19 protein-coding genes, 2 tRNA genes, 1 pseudogene and 1 other annotated feature are annotated in these 17904 nt (G+C 49.0%); of the genes and pseudogenes, 3 read left to right on the forward strand and 19 right to left on the reverse strand.

Annotation, left to right across the window (positions count from 1 at the left end):
• Positions 1–12: 12 nt before the first annotated feature.
• The 10 genes and pseudogenes from GI364_RS16790 to GI364_RS16835 all read right to left on the reverse strand — a co-directional run bounded on the left by GI364_RS16790 (position 13) and on the right by GI364_RS16835 (position 7642).
• A complete protein-coding gene (locus tag GI364_RS16790; RefSeq protein ID WP_198850387.1) occupies positions 13–654 on the reverse strand; it encodes a GntR family transcriptional regulator in 642 nt (213 codons plus the stop codon).
• Positions 655–2079: 1425 nt separating this feature from the next.
• Entirely contained in the window at positions 2080–2880 is an 801-nt protein-coding gene (locus tag GI364_RS16795) for a hypothetical protein (RefSeq protein ID WP_198850388.1), read from the reverse strand.
• Positions 2837–2989: pseudogene (locus tag GI364_RS25470) on the reverse strand (sigma factor-like helix-turn-helix DNA-binding protein); the annotation flags it as partial. The gene GI364_RS16795 and the pseudogene GI364_RS25470, both read right to left, overlap by 44 nt.
• Before the next feature lie 12 nt (positions 2990–3001).
• Entirely contained in the window at positions 3002–3376 is a 375-nt protein-coding gene (locus GI364_RS16805) for an RNA polymerase sigma factor (protein WP_198850389.1), read from the reverse strand.
• A gap of 221 nt (positions 3377–3597) precedes the next feature.
• A complete protein-coding gene (locus tag GI364_RS16810; RefSeq protein ID WP_198850390.1) occupies positions 3598–4167 on the reverse strand; it encodes a manganese catalase family protein in 570 nt (189 codons plus the stop codon).
• A gap of 166 nt (positions 4168–4333) precedes the next feature.
• Positions 4334–4840, reverse strand: coding sequence for a CcdC family protein (locus tag GI364_RS16815; RefSeq protein ID WP_198850391.1), 507 nt, complete (start codon positions 4838–4840; stop codon positions 4334–4336).
• A gap of 323 nt (positions 4841–5163) precedes the next feature.
• Complete coding sequence (locus GI364_RS16820) at positions 5164–5427, reverse strand: spore coat protein CotJB (protein ID WP_198850392.1); 264 nt, start codon at positions 5425–5427, stop codon at positions 5164–5166.
• On the reverse strand, positions 5420–5644 hold the full coding sequence (locus tag GI364_RS16825; protein ID WP_198850393.1) for a spore coat associated protein CotJA: 225 nt from the start codon (positions 5642–5644) through the stop codon (positions 5420–5422). The genes GI364_RS16820 and GI364_RS16825 overlap by 8 nt, the downstream gene beginning before the upstream one ends.
• A gap of 118 nt (positions 5645–5762) precedes the next feature.
• Positions 5763–6287 carry a divergent PAP2 family protein gene (locus GI364_RS16830; RefSeq protein WP_233095839.1) on the reverse strand — a complete coding sequence of 175 codons (525 nt, stop codon included), beginning with the start codon at positions 6285–6287 and terminating at the stop codon, positions 5763–5765.
• 83 nt (positions 6288–6370) lie between these two features.
• Entirely contained in the window at positions 6371–7642 is a 1272-nt protein-coding gene (locus GI364_RS16835) for an MFS transporter (protein WP_198850394.1), read from the reverse strand.
• Positions 7643–7681: 39 nt separating this feature from the next.
• On the opposite strand from GI364_RS16835, the gene GI364_RS16840 reads away from it, so the two are divergent.
• Positions 7682–8443 carry a DedA family protein gene (locus GI364_RS16840; protein ID WP_198850395.1) on the forward strand — a complete coding sequence of 254 codons (762 nt, stop codon included), beginning with the start codon at positions 7682–7684 and terminating at the stop codon, positions 8441–8443.
• A 129-nt stretch (positions 8444–8572) separates the two neighbouring features.
• On the opposite strand, the gene GI364_RS16845 is transcribed toward GI364_RS16840, so the two are convergent.
• The 8 genes from GI364_RS16845 to GI364_RS16880 form a co-directional block, all read right to left on the reverse strand.
• Entirely contained in the window at positions 8573–9355 is a 783-nt protein-coding gene (locus GI364_RS16845; protein WP_198850396.1) for a TrmH family RNA methyltransferase, read from the reverse strand.
• A gap of 61 nt (positions 9356–9416) precedes the next feature.
• Positions 9417–9776 carry a 50S ribosomal protein L20 gene (rplT, locus tag GI364_RS16850; protein WP_198850397.1) on the reverse strand — a complete coding sequence of 120 codons (360 nt, stop codon included), beginning with the start codon at positions 9774–9776 and terminating at the stop codon, positions 9417–9419.
• 39 nt (positions 9777–9815) lie between these two features.
• Positions 9816–10004: a 50S ribosomal protein L35 gene (gene rpmI, locus GI364_RS16855; protein WP_198850398.1), complete on the reverse strand. Its 189-nt coding sequence runs from the start codon at positions 10002–10004 to the stop codon at positions 9816–9818.
• A gap of 115 nt (positions 10005–10119) precedes the next feature.
• Positions 10120–10641 carry a translation initiation factor IF-3 gene (infC, locus tag GI364_RS16860; protein ID WP_198854081.1) on the reverse strand — a complete coding sequence of 174 codons (522 nt, stop codon included), beginning with the start codon at positions 10639–10641 and terminating at the stop codon, positions 10120–10122.
• Between the two features lie 50 nt (positions 10642–10691).
• Positions 10692–10830: a sequence feature (ribosomal protein L20 leader region), on the reverse strand.
• 66 nt (positions 10831–10896) lie between these two features.
• Complete coding sequence (gene thrS, locus GI364_RS16865; RefSeq protein ID WP_198850399.1) at positions 10897–12840, reverse strand: threonine--tRNA ligase; 1944 nt, start codon at positions 12838–12840, stop codon at positions 10897–10899.
• A 440-nt stretch (positions 12841–13280) separates the two neighbouring features.
• Positions 13281–14156: a sporulation protein YtxC gene (gene ytxC / locus GI364_RS16870; protein ID WP_198850400.1), complete on the reverse strand. Its 876-nt coding sequence runs from the start codon at positions 14154–14156 to the stop codon at positions 13281–13283.
• Between the two features lie 149 nt (positions 14157–14305).
• Positions 14306–14380, reverse strand: a tRNA-Val gene (locus GI364_RS16875).
• A gap of 273 nt (positions 14381–14653) precedes the next feature.
• Positions 14654–15076: an acyl-CoA thioesterase gene (locus GI364_RS16880; RefSeq protein ID WP_198850401.1), complete on the reverse strand. Its 423-nt coding sequence runs from the start codon at positions 15074–15076 to the stop codon at positions 14654–14656.
• Positions 15077–15431: 355 nt separating this feature from the next.
• Between GI364_RS16880 and panD the strand changes: the two genes are divergently transcribed.
• Entirely contained in the window at positions 15432–15812 is a 381-nt protein-coding gene (gene panD / locus GI364_RS16885) for an aspartate 1-decarboxylase (protein ID WP_198850402.1), read from the forward strand.
• Positions 15813–15889: 77 nt separating this feature from the next.
• A tRNA-Leu gene (locus GI364_RS16890) sits at positions 15890–15977 on the forward strand.
• Positions 15978–16080: 103 nt separating this feature from the next.
• Here the strand turns inward: GI364_RS16890 and GI364_RS16895 are convergent.
• A complete protein-coding gene (locus tag GI364_RS16895) occupies positions 16081–17568 on the reverse strand; it encodes a carboxylesterase/lipase family protein (protein WP_198850403.1) in 1488 nt (495 codons plus the stop codon).
• Between the last annotated feature and the right edge of the window lie 336 nt (positions 17569–17904).

The following is a 17904-nucleotide window of genomic DNA, read 5'->3' on the forward strand; positions in this document are numbered from 1 at the left end:
CTGTCCACTCCTTCAGATAAGGTAATGATAAAATTCCTTGATGGTATTGCGGACATTGCCAATGTGCACCTGGATTGCCTGTTCCGCCGCATCCTTGTCTCCGCGTTCCAGGGTTTCATAGATGGCCGTGTGCTCTGCCATCGAACTGTCGTTACGCCCTGGAATGAGAATAGTGCGGAAGTGGTACCGAAGCAGTTGCGTCTTAATGCTCACCACAAACTCCACTGCCTGTTTGTTCGTGGATGCCTCATAAATAATGTTGTGAAATTCCTTGTTTAAATCTGAATAGTGGTCCAGGTCATTTTCATCCACACACCGTTGCATCTTATCTAACGTTGCTTTAAGCGCTTTCAACTCTGCTGCAGTAATATGTTCTGCAGCGGAAAGTACAATGAGGCGCTCGAGATAAATGCGAATCTCAAAGTAATTCAGAACCTCTTCCAGAGTGAAGGACCGAACCACCGCACCCTTGTTTTTCTCAATCTCTACCAGACGTTCCCGCTCCAGGTGCAACAGCGCAAGGCGAATTGTGTTCCTGCTTACACCGAGGTCCTGAGAAAGCGTCGTCTCCACCAACTTCTGAGCCGGTTTGTACACATTGCTCAGGATTCTCTCCCTAATCATTGCGTATGTCGACTGTACCTGATCGCTCATGTGCTCCTCCCCATTGCGGTCAATATTGTTGAACAATTTCGTCCGCATTATTGAATGCAATAGTGATTGTAATATTACTATTCAAAGTTGTCAAACTGTTCAACAAAATGGGTTCTCAAGGCGAATACTGTATTGTGCTTCACAAGGATGGACGTTTGAGGTTATTGCTAATCTAGGCTTGGAATGAAGGGGCACAAGCAGTGGAAATGGTCATTCACGGTGGACACGGTCCGGGGGATCGCAGTCATCTCTAACCGCCCGCGGTCTCCTAGCAAGAGAGTTTCCTTAAACGGACGGCAGCAGAGAGTATCGATGGGAATATGTTCCCTACCAGTTCGAATGATGAAAAGTCTTCTTATCCAATCTAAGCAGCACCGACGAACTTCCGGCACTCATGGGCGCATTTGAGACACATACGACCACATCGTTGTGAGTGTGAATCACGAAAATGTAAACATTCGTTACTGCATGACTCACAAACCTTCGCGCATAGCTTCACCTTTTTTCTAGCAAACGGGCTGTTGGATGACAGGGATTGAGCTGTATCTTTACAGGTTTTTGCACACTCCCTGAGGAGTTGTATCTGTCGAAGACGCTTGGAGGTGTCAGTTGCCTCCAGAAGAATAGTAATGGTTCTATGACACATATGTTCGCATTCGTGAAGTGTTTTAAGAAGCCTCTCACTGTAGTGGGTTGCCCCATCTTGAAGGTTAAATGAGTGACTGGGTTGAGCAGCCGAGTGAGCCATCAAATCCTCAGACGAGAGAGGGTGTTGCATCGAAGACTTGTGCATGTGATCTGCACGGTGTGCCGGTTGCTGACTGTTGTCGTTCATATTCTTCTCCTCCTGACTTAGTCTCGAAAATCTATACGATAGGTATGCCCTGTGTCTTTGTCCGTGTGCGAGTCTGAAGGAAAATTGGGTGTTTGCCGTCAGTGAACCCTAGAATTAAAGGAATTCGTCCCGTCTCAGTCTAATAACCTTTAATAATGCTCCAGTAGATAAATAGACACACAGTCTTCAGCGGCCGTCAAGGACACCTCATAGCTGTGGTAAGACAAAACTGAATTGTTATGTACATAGATATACAATAAGGGGTTTTTCAATTGTGCGTAATTGGCAATGGAGGTCAGCAAGGAGGTAATCGCTCTGATAAAAAATATCCTATGTGGATTTATTGCGCTTGCTGTTATCGTTTTCACGGTCTATGCAAATTATAAGAGGCGACATAAACAAGGCAACAAGCCTCCTCGAGGTCTAACCAAGGAACAGGAGCAGCAACTGGAGATTGAAAGAAGTCGGCATGCTCCCCCGGGATTATAAGGAACTTCTCTTCGTGACTGATAGAACTGCATACGTATCCAGCCTCCCGTGACGAGTGAACTTCAGGAAAAGGGCAGGCTAGCGGCGTGCGCCATGAAACGTTATCCCGTGGTCGCCGATAGATACGCTTTGGCAATCGTCTCTAAGTTCTCCTTGGAGGTGGTTCCCCAAACGTAGATACCAACTACCAGGCTCCCTGTCGAATCGTACACATGAAGAAAGTTTTCATTCGGAATATAAACTCCAAAATTCTGTCCCAAGTTGATTTTCTCACTGTTTGACGGGTCTTTGATGGTTGGATGCATCCAAGGCGTTTGGTTTGATGCCGTCATCACTGAGTCTTGTTCCTGCATAACAACAACTTTTTTATTTGAACCATTCGTGTATTCATCGAGATACACCACCAAGGGCGGGCTGTCATTCGAATTTGGTACGTTGCTTTTCGATGATTTGTTGGCTTGTAACTCCGTTCCCGAACTAAATACCCTGTGCCAGCCCGGAATATCCTCTGGCTCGGCAATTGGGAACGTGGCGATTGTCCGTGCCTGGGGTAAGGTTAACTTTTGGACGGTTGTATTTTTGGGATGAGGGAACTTCGAGGGATGCATAAAGAATTGTACAGTTGTGCTGATATCTGGTGCTTGGGAAGTTGTCGGTGATTGGTCAAATCGAAACGTACCATTGTGCCAGTTAAATGAAAAATACGAGAACCCAACCAGAACTGGAATGGCTGTTGCAGCGATTCCAATCAAAACAGACTTTCTTTTTGGCAAGAATCTTGTTTTCAAAGGCTTGGGTTCCTTGGAGCAAGCCCTTCGAAGGACGTTGTCTCTGAACTCACCTTGATTGTATTTGGGATCAAAATGATGCTTTGCGTTTTTCATTTCTTGTTCTATTTGCACCTGCACCCTCTCCTTCTAAGATTGTTTCGAGTTGTTTGCGAGCCCGTGATAATCGTGACTTAACAGTGCCTTCTCGGACTCCTATGATGGACGAGATGTCGTGGACTGAGAACTCGTTAAACTAATACAGGATAATCGGAACTCGAAATTTCTCTGGCGGCATGAGAATGCTATCATGAACCCTTCTTGAGTCATGATTCTTCATCGCAGTGTCTTCAGCGCTACGGACCGGGGCTACCTCCGGCATTGAGGAAAAACTAATTTCTCTCCATGTTCGCCTTTGTGCTGATACGCACTCATTAATGACAATACGGGATAGCCAGGGTAATGGGTTATTTTTGTCTCTCAAATTGGCTCTCGACTGATAAGCCTTTACAAATGCATTCTGTACCATGTCTTGTGCAGTCACCCAATTCCGGGTATAGGCATATGCGAGACGAAGGAGTTTCTTGTCGTACTCGTTCATCCATAACTGGAGTGTTTCTGTAGGGTCCAAATCCCGTTTCACCTCCCCCAGCTACGTGTATGACGCACTTAAGTGATTTCTGGTTCCCTGAAAAGTAAAGATTAACACCTAGTATGAACCACAGAACAAAATGGCCGCCTCCCCATCGTTGGTTGGCGACCTATTTGCTTTCTTCAATTGTCATACTAACATGCTGTGATGAGCGGCATTTCACCGGGTAAACTCAAATGTCCAAGGCCGAACGTCATGACCTAAAACACCTTCTGCTCCTCCTGATGTTCTTTCAGCATCTCCACCGCCTCGCGGAAGCGAATGGCATGAATCACTTCCCGCTCCCGCAAAAACTTCAGACTGTCCTGAATGTCTACGTCATCTGTGAGGTCAATAATGTGTTCATATGTGGCCCGCGCCTTTTCTTCTGCGGCAATATCTTCGTACAGGTCTGCAATCGGATCTCCCTTAGAAGCAATGTAGGTAATCGTAAAAGGATTCCCTGCTGCATTATGGTAGAACAAGGACATACCGTGGTTTGCGTAGTGTTCGCCGAGGCCGGCTGCCTTCAATTGATCCGGTGTCGCATCCTTCGTCAGTTTGTAGACCATGGTGGCAATCATTTCGAGGTGGGCAAATTCTTCCGTACCAATGTCTGTTAAGAGGCCAATGACTTTGTCGGGGATGGTGTAGCGTTGATTCAAATAACGCAAAGCGGCGGCCAGTTCTCCGTCTGAGCCGCCGTACTGTTCAATGAGATACTTCGCCAGTGTTGGGTCACACTTGCTGACCTTCACTGGATATTGAAGCTTTTTTTCGTACATCCACATTGCACAATCCTCCGTTTCGTGCCCTGCGGGCGCCATCACCAACGGCAACCAGCTGGCATGCTCACTATCCTCATCTATATTCCGACAGGACAAAGAACAGACGTACCTCTGCGAAACGGTTTGGCGGATAGGGACAAGAATAAGCCCTCACCCTTGTGCTTTAAGCTTACATTTCTTCAAGCTGTCTATTGCTCGAATTGCCAACGACGTTGCGGGCCAGCTTCTGGTACTGGGCAAACATCGCGACACGCCATGGTAAAATCATGCCAAATGCTAGGATGAAGAAGAGTGATCCCGTTTGTTCCAACGTCATATACTGCTCAATATACTGGTGCAGCACCATGCGAATCACCAGCAGACCCAGCAGAATGAAAATAAACGCCTTGGAGCGCTTCATACAGACTTCGCCATTTTCCACATACATTTTGGACGTTGCAATCAATGGACCGCTGAAAAAGACGCCTACCAAGAAGGCGATGATGGCATATTGAACAGGATCGCGGGTGATTGGCGCCAAAAACATCAAAAACCCCGTGCTCATTCCAAGCGGCGGTATCAGGATTTTGCGAGCATTAGTAGGCTTGCCGCTCCCGCGCATCCGAACCACGATGATTGTTAATGCTCCTATGATAGTAACGATGGTTGCTAGTAATTCAGCCATGGAGTTTGACATGACATCCCATCTCCCAGTTGTCAAAAATATAGCGTATAAGCAGAACGGACTGCTTAACGTAAATTGTATCTCGACAATTTGTACTATCTCAGTGTAGTCCTTCTGTTCATGAAGTCAAACACAGCAGGGACCTTGTAAGAAAAAGTTCACACTCTCACATTGCTTCACGTTCCCGAAGAGCTTGTACATGTTAAGTTTGAACAGAGGCCATGCATCATCGGCTGGCTGCAACAATCAGAAAGGTCTCTCGATTGCTTTTCGAGAGACCTCTTAGACGCCACTCGGCAGCGCGGTATGCAAGCTCAGCGCTCCTGTCGCTCAACCTACACCTGCCAGGGCCACGGGCTCTCCGTCCACGCCCATCTTTGCCCCGTATGATGTGCTCCTGAGCCCGAGAGGATACCGAAACTTGCTTCAAACTGCTGTGCCAGTGTTTGCTTGCGCCTTTGAAACTGGTTGAACTGTGACAGGGCCTGTTGGTCTTCGGGGTGTGTATCCAGGTACAGCACCAAGTCGTTGACCACAAAGTCAACAGCCTGTAGTTCATGCAGTATTTGGTAAAATTCCCTAGGCATTGCTTCAGCCATGATGACCACCCCCTGTATGAGGCGGTCTGTAAGGACTGTATAAATCCGGCCAGAGTGTTCCTCTTTTCAAGGCCTCCCGGGGCGGGAACTGCCGCAATCCCGTGGGTTGAACTGTAATGTATTGGTTGGGAGGAACAATGTAAGCTTTAGGGTCTCTCTGCGGGCACGGGTCAAGTGGACTGTGGTAAGCGCGATAGGTTCGCCATTGACGATCCACAACACATCCTCCTCTAGTGAGAGTGTAAATATCAAGGAAATCTCTCACATGAGTCTATGCTGCGGAAGAGCGCGGCAGAACGAAAAGCCAGTGGTTTGGTTAGACAGTTGCTGCACAGTCAGTTCAAAATCAGTGCAACGACAATTCCGACGACACATCCGCCCAAGACCTCAACCGGCTTATGCCCGACGTGTTCGTTGAGTACCGGCCAATCAACCAGCCACCACGGGGATTTTGCTACTTTCAGAGGGTGCATTCCATCTACAATTTCCTGTTTTGCACGTTCCATTTGTTCCTGTACAGGACCTCTGATATGCCTGCCTTGAAGGTCGTTCAGAAGTCGATTCAACACAGCAGCGTGGCGGCCAGTCTGCCAGCGAACTCCAGCTGCATCATACATCACGATGAACGCGATGAAAATCGCAAGTGCAAGTGCAGGATTACGGCCGCCTTCTCTCAACCAGAGTTCAGTAACCAGAGCAACCACCAAAGCTGTATGTGAACTCGGCATCCCGCCTGACTGACGCATGCGCTGCCAGTCAATCCGGCGCAGACGGGCGATAATCAAGAGCGGCTTTAAAATTTGGGCGACAAGCATAGCAATGAGCGGACCTATCCATATATAGGGTGAAGACTCCAGCACACTTACTGCTCCTTTCCTGCTGAGATTCTACCATCTCAAAGCTATTATACCGCGATGGACAAGTATTCGCTCAAGGTCCAGTACTATCCGATGCGCCCTTTATTTAAATCTACCTTTTCTTCAACTTCACGCTGCCGAAACAAACGCTGCAACGGAGCGAAACCGTAAAAAAACGACATAAAGATGAGAATGAACGCGGCCAGGTAGAACGGTGCAGAGGGAGCGAGCCAGGTCCACAGCTGTCCGCCGAGAAACGGTCCGAGAGCCATTCCAAGGCCCTCAACAGTCATAAAAATACCCCACATCACTGCACGCCTTCGCTGTGACACACTGTTGGCAATGACGGAATTCCAGCTAGGTAAAATGAGCGCGTACGCAGCACCTAGTACAATAACAGCAAGGGCCACATGTATCAACGTATGCAAATGTACAAGAACGAGTATGGTGCAGGCGGCTAGGACAAAACCTGACAGAAGAAATGCCTTGTACCCAAGTCTGTCAATCATTCGACCAAGAGGAATCTGCAACAATACCGTCGCAGTTCCCCCCAGGAGCAGGAGATAGCTGTAGGTTTGCCCAGACAACCCCAATTGATATCGTACGTACAGGACAAACACAGGCAAGAGCAATCCGAGAGCAAAAGTCTGAACGAACATCCCGGGAAATAAGAGCCGCAAATCGCGGGCTTCTGCAACAATTGTATGTATACTCAGTCGATTGGCAGTGCTGCTGCCTTCACCTGCTTTTTCTTCACGACTTCTGATTTTTGGTCGGCTCATTGTAATCATCGCAATCAGGGCTGCTGCCACCCACACCAAGAGAAGAACCGTAAACCCGGCTCGGACATGGTTTCCCAACAACCAGGCCATACTGACTGTGCCGATGCCGACACCGACAAGCCAGGCCGAAAACACAGACCCCATGGCCGTTGCATGAGAACCCTGAGGAAGACCTGACGTAACCCGAGAGATAACAACGGGCCACACGGTTGCCATGCCTGTACCGAACAGAGCGGAACCTATAATTAACGGCATTGCAGCCTGTGCGCGTACGACTGACCACAGGCCAATCCAGCCGAGTCCTAAAGCAATCAGCAGCACATTGCGTTGCCCGAATTTGTCAGTCAGCCAACCTGCTGGACCGCGAAGAGCAGTATCAACCGCGTAGTGAGCTGCCAAAGCGTAACCAACAATGGAAGGAGAAAGACCTAGCACACCACGGACGTAAATTGGTAAGATAAAAAAGAGCAGTGCTCCTCGGACGAATTCTGAAAGTCCAAGGATGAACAAGGACGATAGCCGCATTGGTGTAAAGATCTTTGCACTACTGTGCGCTGTGCTGATTCTTCCCGTCACTGTCTGCCTCCTAACTACAATTACAAAGGAGTACGAGCCGTGCACTTGATTAATCATCTGATTCAAAACTGGGGATACTGGGGACTCGTCGGGGGCATGGCGCTGGAATACTCCATTATTATTCCTGTACCTGCCGAAACAACCCTCACCGCAACCGGTATACTGTATCAACAACATACTTACCACTTCAAACTGATATGGCTCGTAACTGCCGCTTCCATGGGCACCTTCTCAGGTGCCATGATAGCATATTTTATTGGTCGAGCCTTAGGTCGACCGTTTTTGGAGCGTTTTGGCAAGTATGTTCGTTTGACACCAGCACGAATTGACAAAGCCGAACAGACATTCCAGAAATATACGATTCCCACATTGGCAATTTCGCGTTACATCGCATTTGTTCGAATTTTTGTGCCTTATATTGCCGGCATCAATCGCATTCGATTAAGAATTTTTGCGCCAGTGATTTTAATTGCGTCCATCTTCTGGACTACCACTTTCATTCTTGCTGGTTCCGTCATTGACAGAGCGATTATGCAAGTCATTCACCATTGGAAGTCAGAAGTGATTCCTGCCGTTCTAATTCTTATCGTGCTTGGCGGTACATATTGGTGGTTCCACCGCTGGATGCACCACAAAATGAACGCTCAACTGGATGGCCAAGACGACAGCAGCCAAAACGACAGCAGCAAAGACGACAGCATCAGCAGCGCTAACATCAGCGACGACGACGGCAACAGCAATGTCCCTGAATCCGACAAGGATACGTCCGAGCTAAAAGCTGAATCTCAGGACCTTCCATAAACACAAAAAATCGGCAAAGACGCGCGGCACAGCGGACCTCATGCATGTTCAGTTTCTGCTGAACAGGAAGGAGCTTCCGGCTGGGCCGCTGTGTCCACCCGGTTGTCCGCAATGCCCGCAACTTATCCGTTATCGGTTTAGCCTTTGACGGAGCATTTCATACATCAGGATGGAGCCGGCCATGGCTGCATTCAGGCTTTCTGCCTGACCTGCCATAGGGATTTGAACTGTGTCGTCTGAAGCCTCAATCAGCTTCTCCGATACCCCAGTTGCCTCACTCCCGATAATCAGCAGTGTGGGCTTCGTAAAATCCGCCACATAACAGTGATTGGCTCCTACCGCCTGGGTGCTGATAACCTGTCCGTCAGGCCATGTCTCAGACCAAGTATGAATATACGGCAGAGCATCGATAGCCTGGACACGTAAGTGAAACAGTCCTCCCATCGTAGAGCGAACCACCTTGGGTGCAAAGGGATCGACCGTTCCAGTAGTGCACACAACTTCTTCCAAGCCAAAGGCTTCGGCCGCGCGCAGCAGTGTACCTGCGTTCCCGGGGTCTTGGACTTCATCCAAAAGAAGTACATGTTCCGGGTAAGCGGGCGAGGTTGGCGGCAAAGCCGCAATCACGATAACACCTTGAGGAGTCACAGTGTCTGATACCGCAGCAAAGGCTGCCGGGGACATCTCCACTATTACAGTATTTCTTTCTTTGGCTCGTGTCAAAATCCTCTCGGGCACTTCATCCGTCCCGACATCCCACAACAGATACACCGGTTCCCAGCTTGACTGAAGCAGTTCCTCCACGAGGCGCAATCCCTCTACCAGAAACAGCTGCTGTTCCTTGCGACCCTTCTTATTCTTCAACTTACGCCATTTTCTGACCTTCTCGTTGGCAGGCGATTCGATAAACATGGTTCACCTCAGGAAAAGTCCCGGCCGCCTGTGGCGACCGGGACACCCATTTATATTGTTGTTATGCTTCAAGCTTTTGTTTTGCAACAGAAGCCAGTTCACTAAACGCTTTTCCGTCTGCAACTGCCAAGTCCGCCAACATCTTACGGTTTACCTCAACTCCCGCAAGCTTCAGTCCATGCATGAACTTGCTGTATGACAAGCCGTTCATCCGTGCAGCTGCATTGATTCGTTGAATCCACAGTCTGCGGAAATCGCGCTTGCGAACGCGCCTGTCTCGGTATGCGTATTGGTAGGACTTCATAACCTGCTGCTTCGCTGTTCTAAACAGACGATGCTTTGATCCGCGGTAACCTCTTGCAAGCTTTAATATCTTTTTATGTCGACGGCGAGTCACCATGCCGCTTTTCACACGTGCCATGTCTAAGTTCCTCCTTTATTACATCAAGCCATTGTTGCATCAAATCATGTGTTTAATGCGGCGATAATCGCTAGCCGAAATTACTGTGGTACCGCTCAAGCGGCGCTTACGCTTGGAGCTCTTGTGTTCTGATTTATGATAAGCGAAAGCATGTGCGCGCTTTAATTTCCCTGAAGCGGTTTTCTTCAAACGCTTCTTCGTACCGCTGTGCGTCTTCATTTTCGACATTTTGGCATCCTCCATTTCTATAGTTGCGCGTCTCCTCAATAACCTGGATGCACAGGCGAACTAGGCGCAAACCGTACAAACAGGTCACAGTGACTGGGTCAAGGTGCAGCCGGAATCAGGACGTCGTCTGTTTTGGCGCCAAAATCATAATCATCTGTCGGCCTTCCAACTTTGGCATCCGCTCAACAATGGCATCTTCTTTCAAAGCCACGGCGAGCTTCATCAGCAACTGCTGTCCGAGGGAGGAGTGCGTGATTTCACGACCGCGGAACCGGACTGAAACTTTCACTTTACTCCCTTCACCGAGGAACTTTATCACGTTTTTCATTTTCACGTTGTAGTCGTGTTCCTCGATATTCGGTGTCATCCGCACTTCCTTGAGTGTGATGACTTTTTGATTCTTGCGCGCTTCCTTCTCTTTCTTGCTCTGTTCATACTTGAATTTTCCGTAGTCCATAATGCGGCACACAGGCGGTTTCGCATTTGGAGCTACATTGACCAAGTCGAGATTTTGCTCTTCGGCTTTCCTGCGCGCGTCACGAATATTCATGATTCCCAACTGACCACCGTCTTCATCGATGACACGGACTTCGCGAGCGCGAATCGTATCATTGACTTGAAACCCGTCCTTGCTAATATGCTGTCACCTCCGAAAGATTCTCTCACTGACGCTTATCGTTACTTGACAGAAACGAAGAGGCGCGGGCAAATCCCGCGCCTCCACAACCATTTCAAGTACGGTCCCAAAATGGTGAATGGTCTATAATACGATAACCCGTCGGCATGAGCCCACAAGGTGAGAAGCGGGATGCTTCTTCTTGCACCGATCTAAAATTTGTGAGTGAGTCATAGATAAGTTTAGATCAAAAGTCATGCTGCAGTCAACCTTGACTTACTGCACTAATAACTCCTTGTTCACCACTTCTCGATGCAACACCTCGCTGAACTGCTGCAGAGACATCTGCCCCAGGTCTCCTTTTCCGTACTTGCGAGCACTGACCAAACCGCCTTCGCGCTCGCGTTGGCCTACAACCAACGTATAAGGTACCTTGTGAACTTGCGCATCGCGAATCTTGTACCCGATTTTTTCCGGGCGAATGTCCGCTTCAGCACGAAATCCGGACTCACGAAGCCGGTCGACTACTTCCTCTGCGTAGGCTTCAAACTCTTCTGCCACAGTTGCTACGCGGACTTGGGTAGGAGCGAGCCACGCCGGAAACGCCCCCTTGTACTGTTCCAAGAGGAAGGCAACAAACCGCTCCATGGTACCCACTACCCCGCGGTGAATGACAACCGGGCGGTGGGGCTTGCCGTCTTCGCCAATGTAGGTCAGGTCAAAGCGGTTTGGCAAATGGAAGTCCAGTTGAACAGTCGACAAAGTTTCGTCTTTGCCCAGTGCCGTGCGCACCTGCACATCAAGCTTTGGTCCGTAGAAGGCCGCTTCCCCGGGTGCTTCGACGTACTCGAGTCCCATCTCATCCATGGTTTCTTTCAGCATCTTCTGCGCAAGTTCCCACATTTCATCGTTTTGCACATACTTCTCTTTATCCGTTTTGTCACGGTACGACAACCGGTGGTAGTAATCATCAATGCCGAAGTCCTTGTACACCTGCTCAATCAGCTGCACAACTTTGCGAAACTCGCTTTTAATCTGATCGGGACGCAAAAATAGGTGAGCATCGTTCAAAGTCATGGCACGCACCCGTTGCAGCCCGGCCAAAGCACCAGACATTTCATAGCGGTGCATCATGCCAAGTTCGGCAATCCGCAGCGGCAAATCACGGTAACTGTGCATCTCATTGCCGTAAATCATCATATGGTGCGGACAGTTCATTGGACGCAGGACCAGTTCCTCGTTATCCATCTGCATCGGAGGATACATGTCTTCATGGTAGTGCTCCCAGTGCCCGGAAATCTTGTACAACTCAACGTTGGCTAGGTGGGGAGTGTACACGTGATGGTACCCCCGCTTCTCCTCCAAGTCCACGATGTAGCGCTCAATGGTTCTGCGAATCTTTGCTCCGTTTGGCAGCCACAACGGGAGTCCTTGTCCAACTTCTGGCGACAACATGAAAATGCCCAGTTCCTTGCCAAGCTTCCGGTGATCCCGTTCCTTAGCCTCTTCCAGCAACCGCAGATACTCATCAAGTTGCGGGGACTTGGCAAATGCCACCGCATACACCCGGGTCAGCATCTCTCGGTCGGAATCCCCGCGCCAATAGGCACCTGCCAGAGACATCAGCTTAAACACCTTGATTCTGCCTGTGGACGGTAAGTGCGGTCCTCGGCACAGGTCGATAAATTCGCCCTGTTGATACACAGTAATGGTTTCGGACGCAGGCAGATCGTTGATGATTTCCACTTTGAAGCGGTCATCCCGTTCGCGGAACATTTCCAGAGCCTCGTCCCGTGTCAGCACCCGCCGCTCCACAGGGTAGTCTTCCTTCACAATCTTCTTCATCTCAGCCTCAATGGCGGGGAAGTCTTCCGAGGAAAAATCGTGATCGGCGAAATCGTAATAAAAGCCGTTATCAATGACAGGACCAATGGCAAACTTGGTTCCAGGATACAGCCGTGCTACAGCCTGGGCCATGACATGCGCACAGGTGTGGCGCATCACATCGACGCCTTCTGGGTCCTTCAAGGTGAGCAGTTCAAGTTCAACGTCTGATTCCAGAACGCGGTTCAAATCCACCACCTTGCCGTCTGCTTTTGCCGCCACTGCATCCTTAGCCAATCTCGGGCCAATCGCTGCTGCTACATCGTAAAAAGTAGTGCCTTCAGGAAAACTCTTTACGGTTCCGTCTTTGAGTCGAACACTTCTATTCTCAGCCACTCTTCATCACTCCTGTATTTGTGTATCTGTCAGTCCGCAGCACAAGGTCTACTCCCGCGGTTACAGCCAAGAACAAATAAAAAAACGCCCCCGCCCCGATGTTGTTCATCAGGACGAGAACGTTGTTCCCGTGGTTCCACCCAACTTCGACTGTGACTGCTGTCCGGCTGTTGTTGTTGTTCCGCTTACGCGTCAGCCGTCAGCTTACAGTCCTCATTTTGCGTATAACGTACGCCCCGAGACTCGTTTCACAGCGCTCTGCTGATTCCCGGTCCAGCTTGGAAAGTGGTGTCCGATACGTTAGAGGATGGGGAGGCTTTCAGCCAAGGCACTCCTTCTCTTGTCACCGTGAACGTTCGGCGCATCTTTCCGCATTGCCAAGTATGTCGAAATTTTGTATAAGATTCTACCCATCCGCCCCGCGAAAGTCAAGGCCAACTCTAGGTCAATTCATTGCCGGCAATCGTCTTGCAGGTCGAGCAGTTATGGCACCGCTCCACCCGACCCAAAAAGACTCTTTCACATGTCTCTGCAAAACTCGGCCACGCGGCATACTGAGTCAAATCGTGCAGAACAATCCGACACGGCGATCTCGTCACCAAAATACTCATCGCCAAATCCTCAGCATTGACCTCTTCGTCGGGACACGCCTTGGCTGCCGCCTCAACAACAGCCTCATCTTGGTACAACTGACCTGCTTCATCGGAAATCCAGACTCGTTCGTCTGTGCAAAATACGTGCAGTGTCTGTGCTGAAGGAGGGTTGGATTCAAGGACATAGCGAAGCGTTGCGACAAACTCTTCGTACTCCGCATCTGATAAAAACTGCTCTACCATCTCCTCCATACCCTGTTCCAGGAGTTTCACATACCCCTGAACGCGAAAATGGACAATGCCTTGAATGTCAATCCAGTTTGAGGCCGCGGCCTGGCGAAAAGAACGGACCAGCTCAGCCTCAATGTCTGTCAGTACGCTTGCCAAATCAGGTGATTGTACCCGATTCTGCGTTAACGCATGGGCTACCAGCAAGCTTAAATACTCGCGCTGATCACCTTTCAGAAACGGATGCTGTTGAACCAAGTATTCCTCCAGGTAAGACCTTTTCCAGTCATCTAACATAAACTGCGTTAGACACTTTACAAACGTATCAATATCATTCTCCATTACTGTTACTTGTAAAATCGTTTCCGCTCGCAAGACGTCCGTTTGCATGACGTCAGTGTCATGCTCATCAGTCTGTAACGGAAAGCCACATCCCGCCAACTTGCTCTTCAGGGCATTTGTCCCCCGTTTAGATTGAATGTGTATTTTCGCCACACCCATCAGTCCTTCCGATATGCATCTAACTGACAGTATTGAGCGGCGCAGTGAAAAGATATTCCTCTAAGCGGTGAAAAATTGATAAATCCCGACAATATTTTTAAGACGTAAAACCGCCGACACAAATCTGTGTCGGCGGTTCACTCTGGTGCGACTGACAGGACTTGAACCTGTGGCCCCCACCGTGTCAAGGTGGTGCTCTCCCTCTGAGCTACAGTCGCTCAATTGGACAGAGCTAATCTTAGCACACACCGTAAAATGAAGTCAATCGAGAATGAACCCGTGCTTTGCCAAACTATTACGGCAAGACTAGCAACACACATCATCCAATTTACTGACCAGAAATCAATCATGCAGCACGCCGCTTGCATCCGCCTGTTTTATACCGTATGAACGGACAATCTGGCGAAGTGAAGGCTGATGCCGCAAATGTAGAGATAAAAGCCGAAAGCGCCGAAAAACAGGCGTAAATCCCGTTCACAAATATTCTGAACCTAGTCCTGGAGACGGGATTGCATCAAATTCCACACCTCAGGCAACTTCTTTGCCACATTTACCGCTCGGTTGCGTTCGTCCACGTAGGCATGCTCAGTCTTGCCTTCTGTGCACAGCTCTCCCGCGGCATTTACTACGCGGTAGGCCATTTCAATTCTGGTTCTCGTCAGTTTTTCCATTCTGGCTTCTACTTTGACTTGGTCTTCAGCTCTCAGTGTTTTAAAGTATCGGCTCTGAACTCCAAGCACTACCAAGACAATGCCATTATCGTGAAATGACTCCATGTAGGAAATTCCGTTTTCTTTGAGAAAATGCATTCTGGCAACCGAAAACCAATCTATGTAGACCGGGTGGTACACAATCCCAGCGGGATCACATTCGCCCCATCGCACTTCAAAGTCTGTTGTCACAACTTTTTTCACGCAGATTCCTCCTCCAGATGGTTGACGTTGACGGGGATTTTACAGCGCAGCCACCGTACGACAGCAAAATCTTCAAATCTCCGAATCTGTGAATCCCGGTTTCAAGTATAGCATGTCCCAGGAAATGTTTCGTACCCCGAAGAACACCCCGCCTAAAGCAAATCGACGCCAATGCCACGGACAGAATTCGATTGAAACCTATGGAAACCCAAGGGAATTAAGACCAGGCCTTTTCGCCGTTCAAGAAGTAGCGTATAATCTTTGTCTGTGTCCACAGTTTGTTCAACAAGAGACGGCATACGAAACCGCAAAACTGTGATACTGTAATTGCGGTGAAGAAAGGAAGTGTCTTCGCGTGATTCGTACACTCATGAAATCCAAAATTCATCGTGCTGTGCTGACGGAAGCTAATTTGAACTATATGGGAAGTATTACTATAGATGAAGACTTAGCGAATGCAGCGGGACTCGTTGAGAATGAACGGGTTCAGATTGTAAACATTAATAATGGGGCACGGCTTGAAACCTACGTCATTCTTGGCCAGGCGAAATCTGGTGTGATTGGTCTCAACGGCGCCGCAGCCCGTCTCGGTGCTCCCGGAGACTTGGTTATCATCATTTCTTACGCCATGTACGACGAAGCAGAAACAAAGCAACACAAACCTGTCGTCGTCATGGTAGACGAGCATAATCAACCTGTGCAAACAGACCATAAGGAAACCAACCCTTTGTCGTAAGTACAGACAGTTCACGGATTGGCAACGCAGACATTGACTTGTTTACCCGCAACGTGATAAACTCACGTTGCTAACTTGCCGGGGTGGCGGAATCGGCAGACGCAGCAGACTTAAAATCTGCCGGGCCAAAAGCCCGTACCGGTTCAAGTCCGGTCCTCGGCACCATATAGAGCAAGGGATTCAGCAAGTTGCTGAATCCCTTTTTGTAACTTCAAAACCAACGTCGTCACGTGGACCAATGCTTGTTCATTCAGACAACCCTTCTAGTCTACTGACGCTTTAACACCTGTGTCCAAACCTTGCGTTCTTCCAAGAATGGGTCTTCCACGACACGGCTTTGCGTATCCAGTAACAACGTTGGCCGCGTCGATGCATTGGACTGGGGCCAATCAGGAATGTATTCGTTACCTGGAGTCCCATGGTGTGCAAATGCAATCCAAGTATAGTGCATTTGTGATGCCATGTTACGAATGTCCTCCGGTGTCCCCTCAATTTGAGACAGGGGATAGTCCACATTGTTAAATACAAACGGAAGTTCAAAGGCATGGGAAGCCTTCCAGGGCCGCGTTCCCCAATCAAATCGATAGACCCACAACGGGGACTGGTTGGTATTTTCGCCTATGAACTGTTGCAGAGGTCCTGCAAATGCCAGGAATGTAGTGAGTTGAATTAAGCTGTCCTCTAGTTCACCCTTCTCCCGCCCTTCTACGTACAACCGCTGTATTTCAGGGGGAAACGGGCCCAGTGGCGGGAATGGACCAAAAGGAGCGTTAAACCGTGCGATGCGGGAAGCGTCGTCTAGGTTTCGCCAATTTAAATCACGATTAAAATAGAAGGCAATCTCCCTCAAGTTCGTGCCGACAATCATCGGTACGTCATGCAAACTACCCATTCTCATGTTTTCCTCGAAAGAAGCCGGAATCACGACTCCGTCAACCATAGGTTTCCACAGTCCGATGGCTTGCGTCGCTTCAATCAGTTGCGATGCGGGCATATCCAGTAGAGCGACCCAGTTGTCGGGACTGATACCCGCAGATGACAACACATGATGTGTGAGCTTCGCTGCAGAGGCTTTATCGTACATGCCCAAGCCGCCGAGCATAATTCCACTTTCCAGAATCGCTTGTTGAAATAGTCCCTTTGCCTCCGGCATGCAGAGGAGGGCACTGATGCTCATCGCGCCGGCAGATTCGCCAAATACGGTGACGCGGTTGGGATTGCCGCCAAAACCGGTAATATTATCACGAACCCATTTTAGGGCAGCCACTTGGTCAAGCAATCCCGAGTTTCCTGAAGAAGCATACTCTTCGCCGGCAATGCCGCCCAGGTATAGAAATCCCAAAGGCCCCAATCGGTAATTGACTGTGACTAGAACAACATCGCCATTTGCGGCAAAAGACGTTCCATCATAGACTCGCTGTTGACCGCTTCCCCCACGAAATGCACCGCCATGCAGAAACACCATGACGGGCCGCATTTTATGGTCCGCTGCAGGTGACCAGATGTTCAGTCGCAAGCAGTCCTCGTCAAGCGTTTCTGTTTCCGTTTCAAACAAAGGCATTCGGGTCTGATGAGCAACGGGTCCAAACACAGACGCGTCGTAAACGTCACTCCAAGTCTCAGGAGGCTGTGGCGGATGAAAACGAAGCTTTCCAACAGGTGCCTTGGCGTACCGTATTCCACGCCATACTATGACTGGTCCTTCCTCTATCCCCTTTACTTTCCCGTATTCAGTATCAACGACAGTCAAAGCCATAGCTGACCTCTCCTTGTACTCAAACCGGTGCTCAATCCACGGTTTTGTGCTATGTTAAAGTTAGCACAACCTACGGAAATATCAAACAATTCTAAAGTAATGGAGCCATAGTCTCCGTCTGCCAAACGGATTGAACACCATCAAGGACAATGTGTGCCTTGGATTATAGGATGTGTACTTTTGATTGTATTTTGATAGAAGTCATATAAACCATGGATGATATGGATTGGATTTGAAATTTTTTGCTTACATATCCATCTGTAAAGCGCTAAGCTTTCGGAATTTCCACAGTAAAATTGTTCCTTACTTACGAATATAATGTACATAAACTGTGTC

Source organism: Alicyclobacillus sp. SO9, from assembly GCF_016406125.1.
Lineage (GTDB): Bacteria > Bacillota > Bacilli > Alicyclobacillales > Alicyclobacillaceae > SO9.

Coding starts and splice junctions, on each gene's coding strand:
- GI364_RS16790 (WP_198850387.1), bottom strand. CDS start 654: ATGAGCGATCAGGTACAGTCGACATACGCAATGATTAGGGAGAGAATC.
- GI364_RS16810 (WP_198850390.1), bottom strand. CDS start 4,167: ATGTGGATGTACGAAAAAAAGCTTCAATATCCAGTGAAGGTCAGCAAG.
- GI364_RS16815 (WP_198850391.1), bottom strand. CDS start 4,840: ATGTCAAACTCCATGGCTGAATTACTAGCAACCATCGTTACTATCATA.
- GI364_RS16820 (WP_198850392.1), bottom strand. CDS start 5,427: ATGGCTGAAGCAATGCCTAGGGAATTTTACCAAATACTGCATGAACTA.
- GI364_RS16845 (WP_198850396.1), bottom strand. CDS start 9,355: ATGTTTATCGAATCGCCTGCCAACGAGAAGGTCAGAAAATGGCGTAAG.
- rplT (WP_198850397.1), bottom strand. CDS start 9,776: ATGGCACGTGTGAAAAGCGGCATGGTGACTCGCCGTCGACATAAAAAG.
- rpmI (WP_198850398.1), bottom strand. CDS start 10,004: ATGTCGAAAATGAAGACGCACAGCGGTACGAAGAAGCGTTTGAAGAAA.
- GI364_RS16895 (WP_198850403.1), bottom strand. CDS start 17,568: ATGGCTTTGACTGTCGTTGATACTGAATACGGGAAAGTAAAGGGGATA.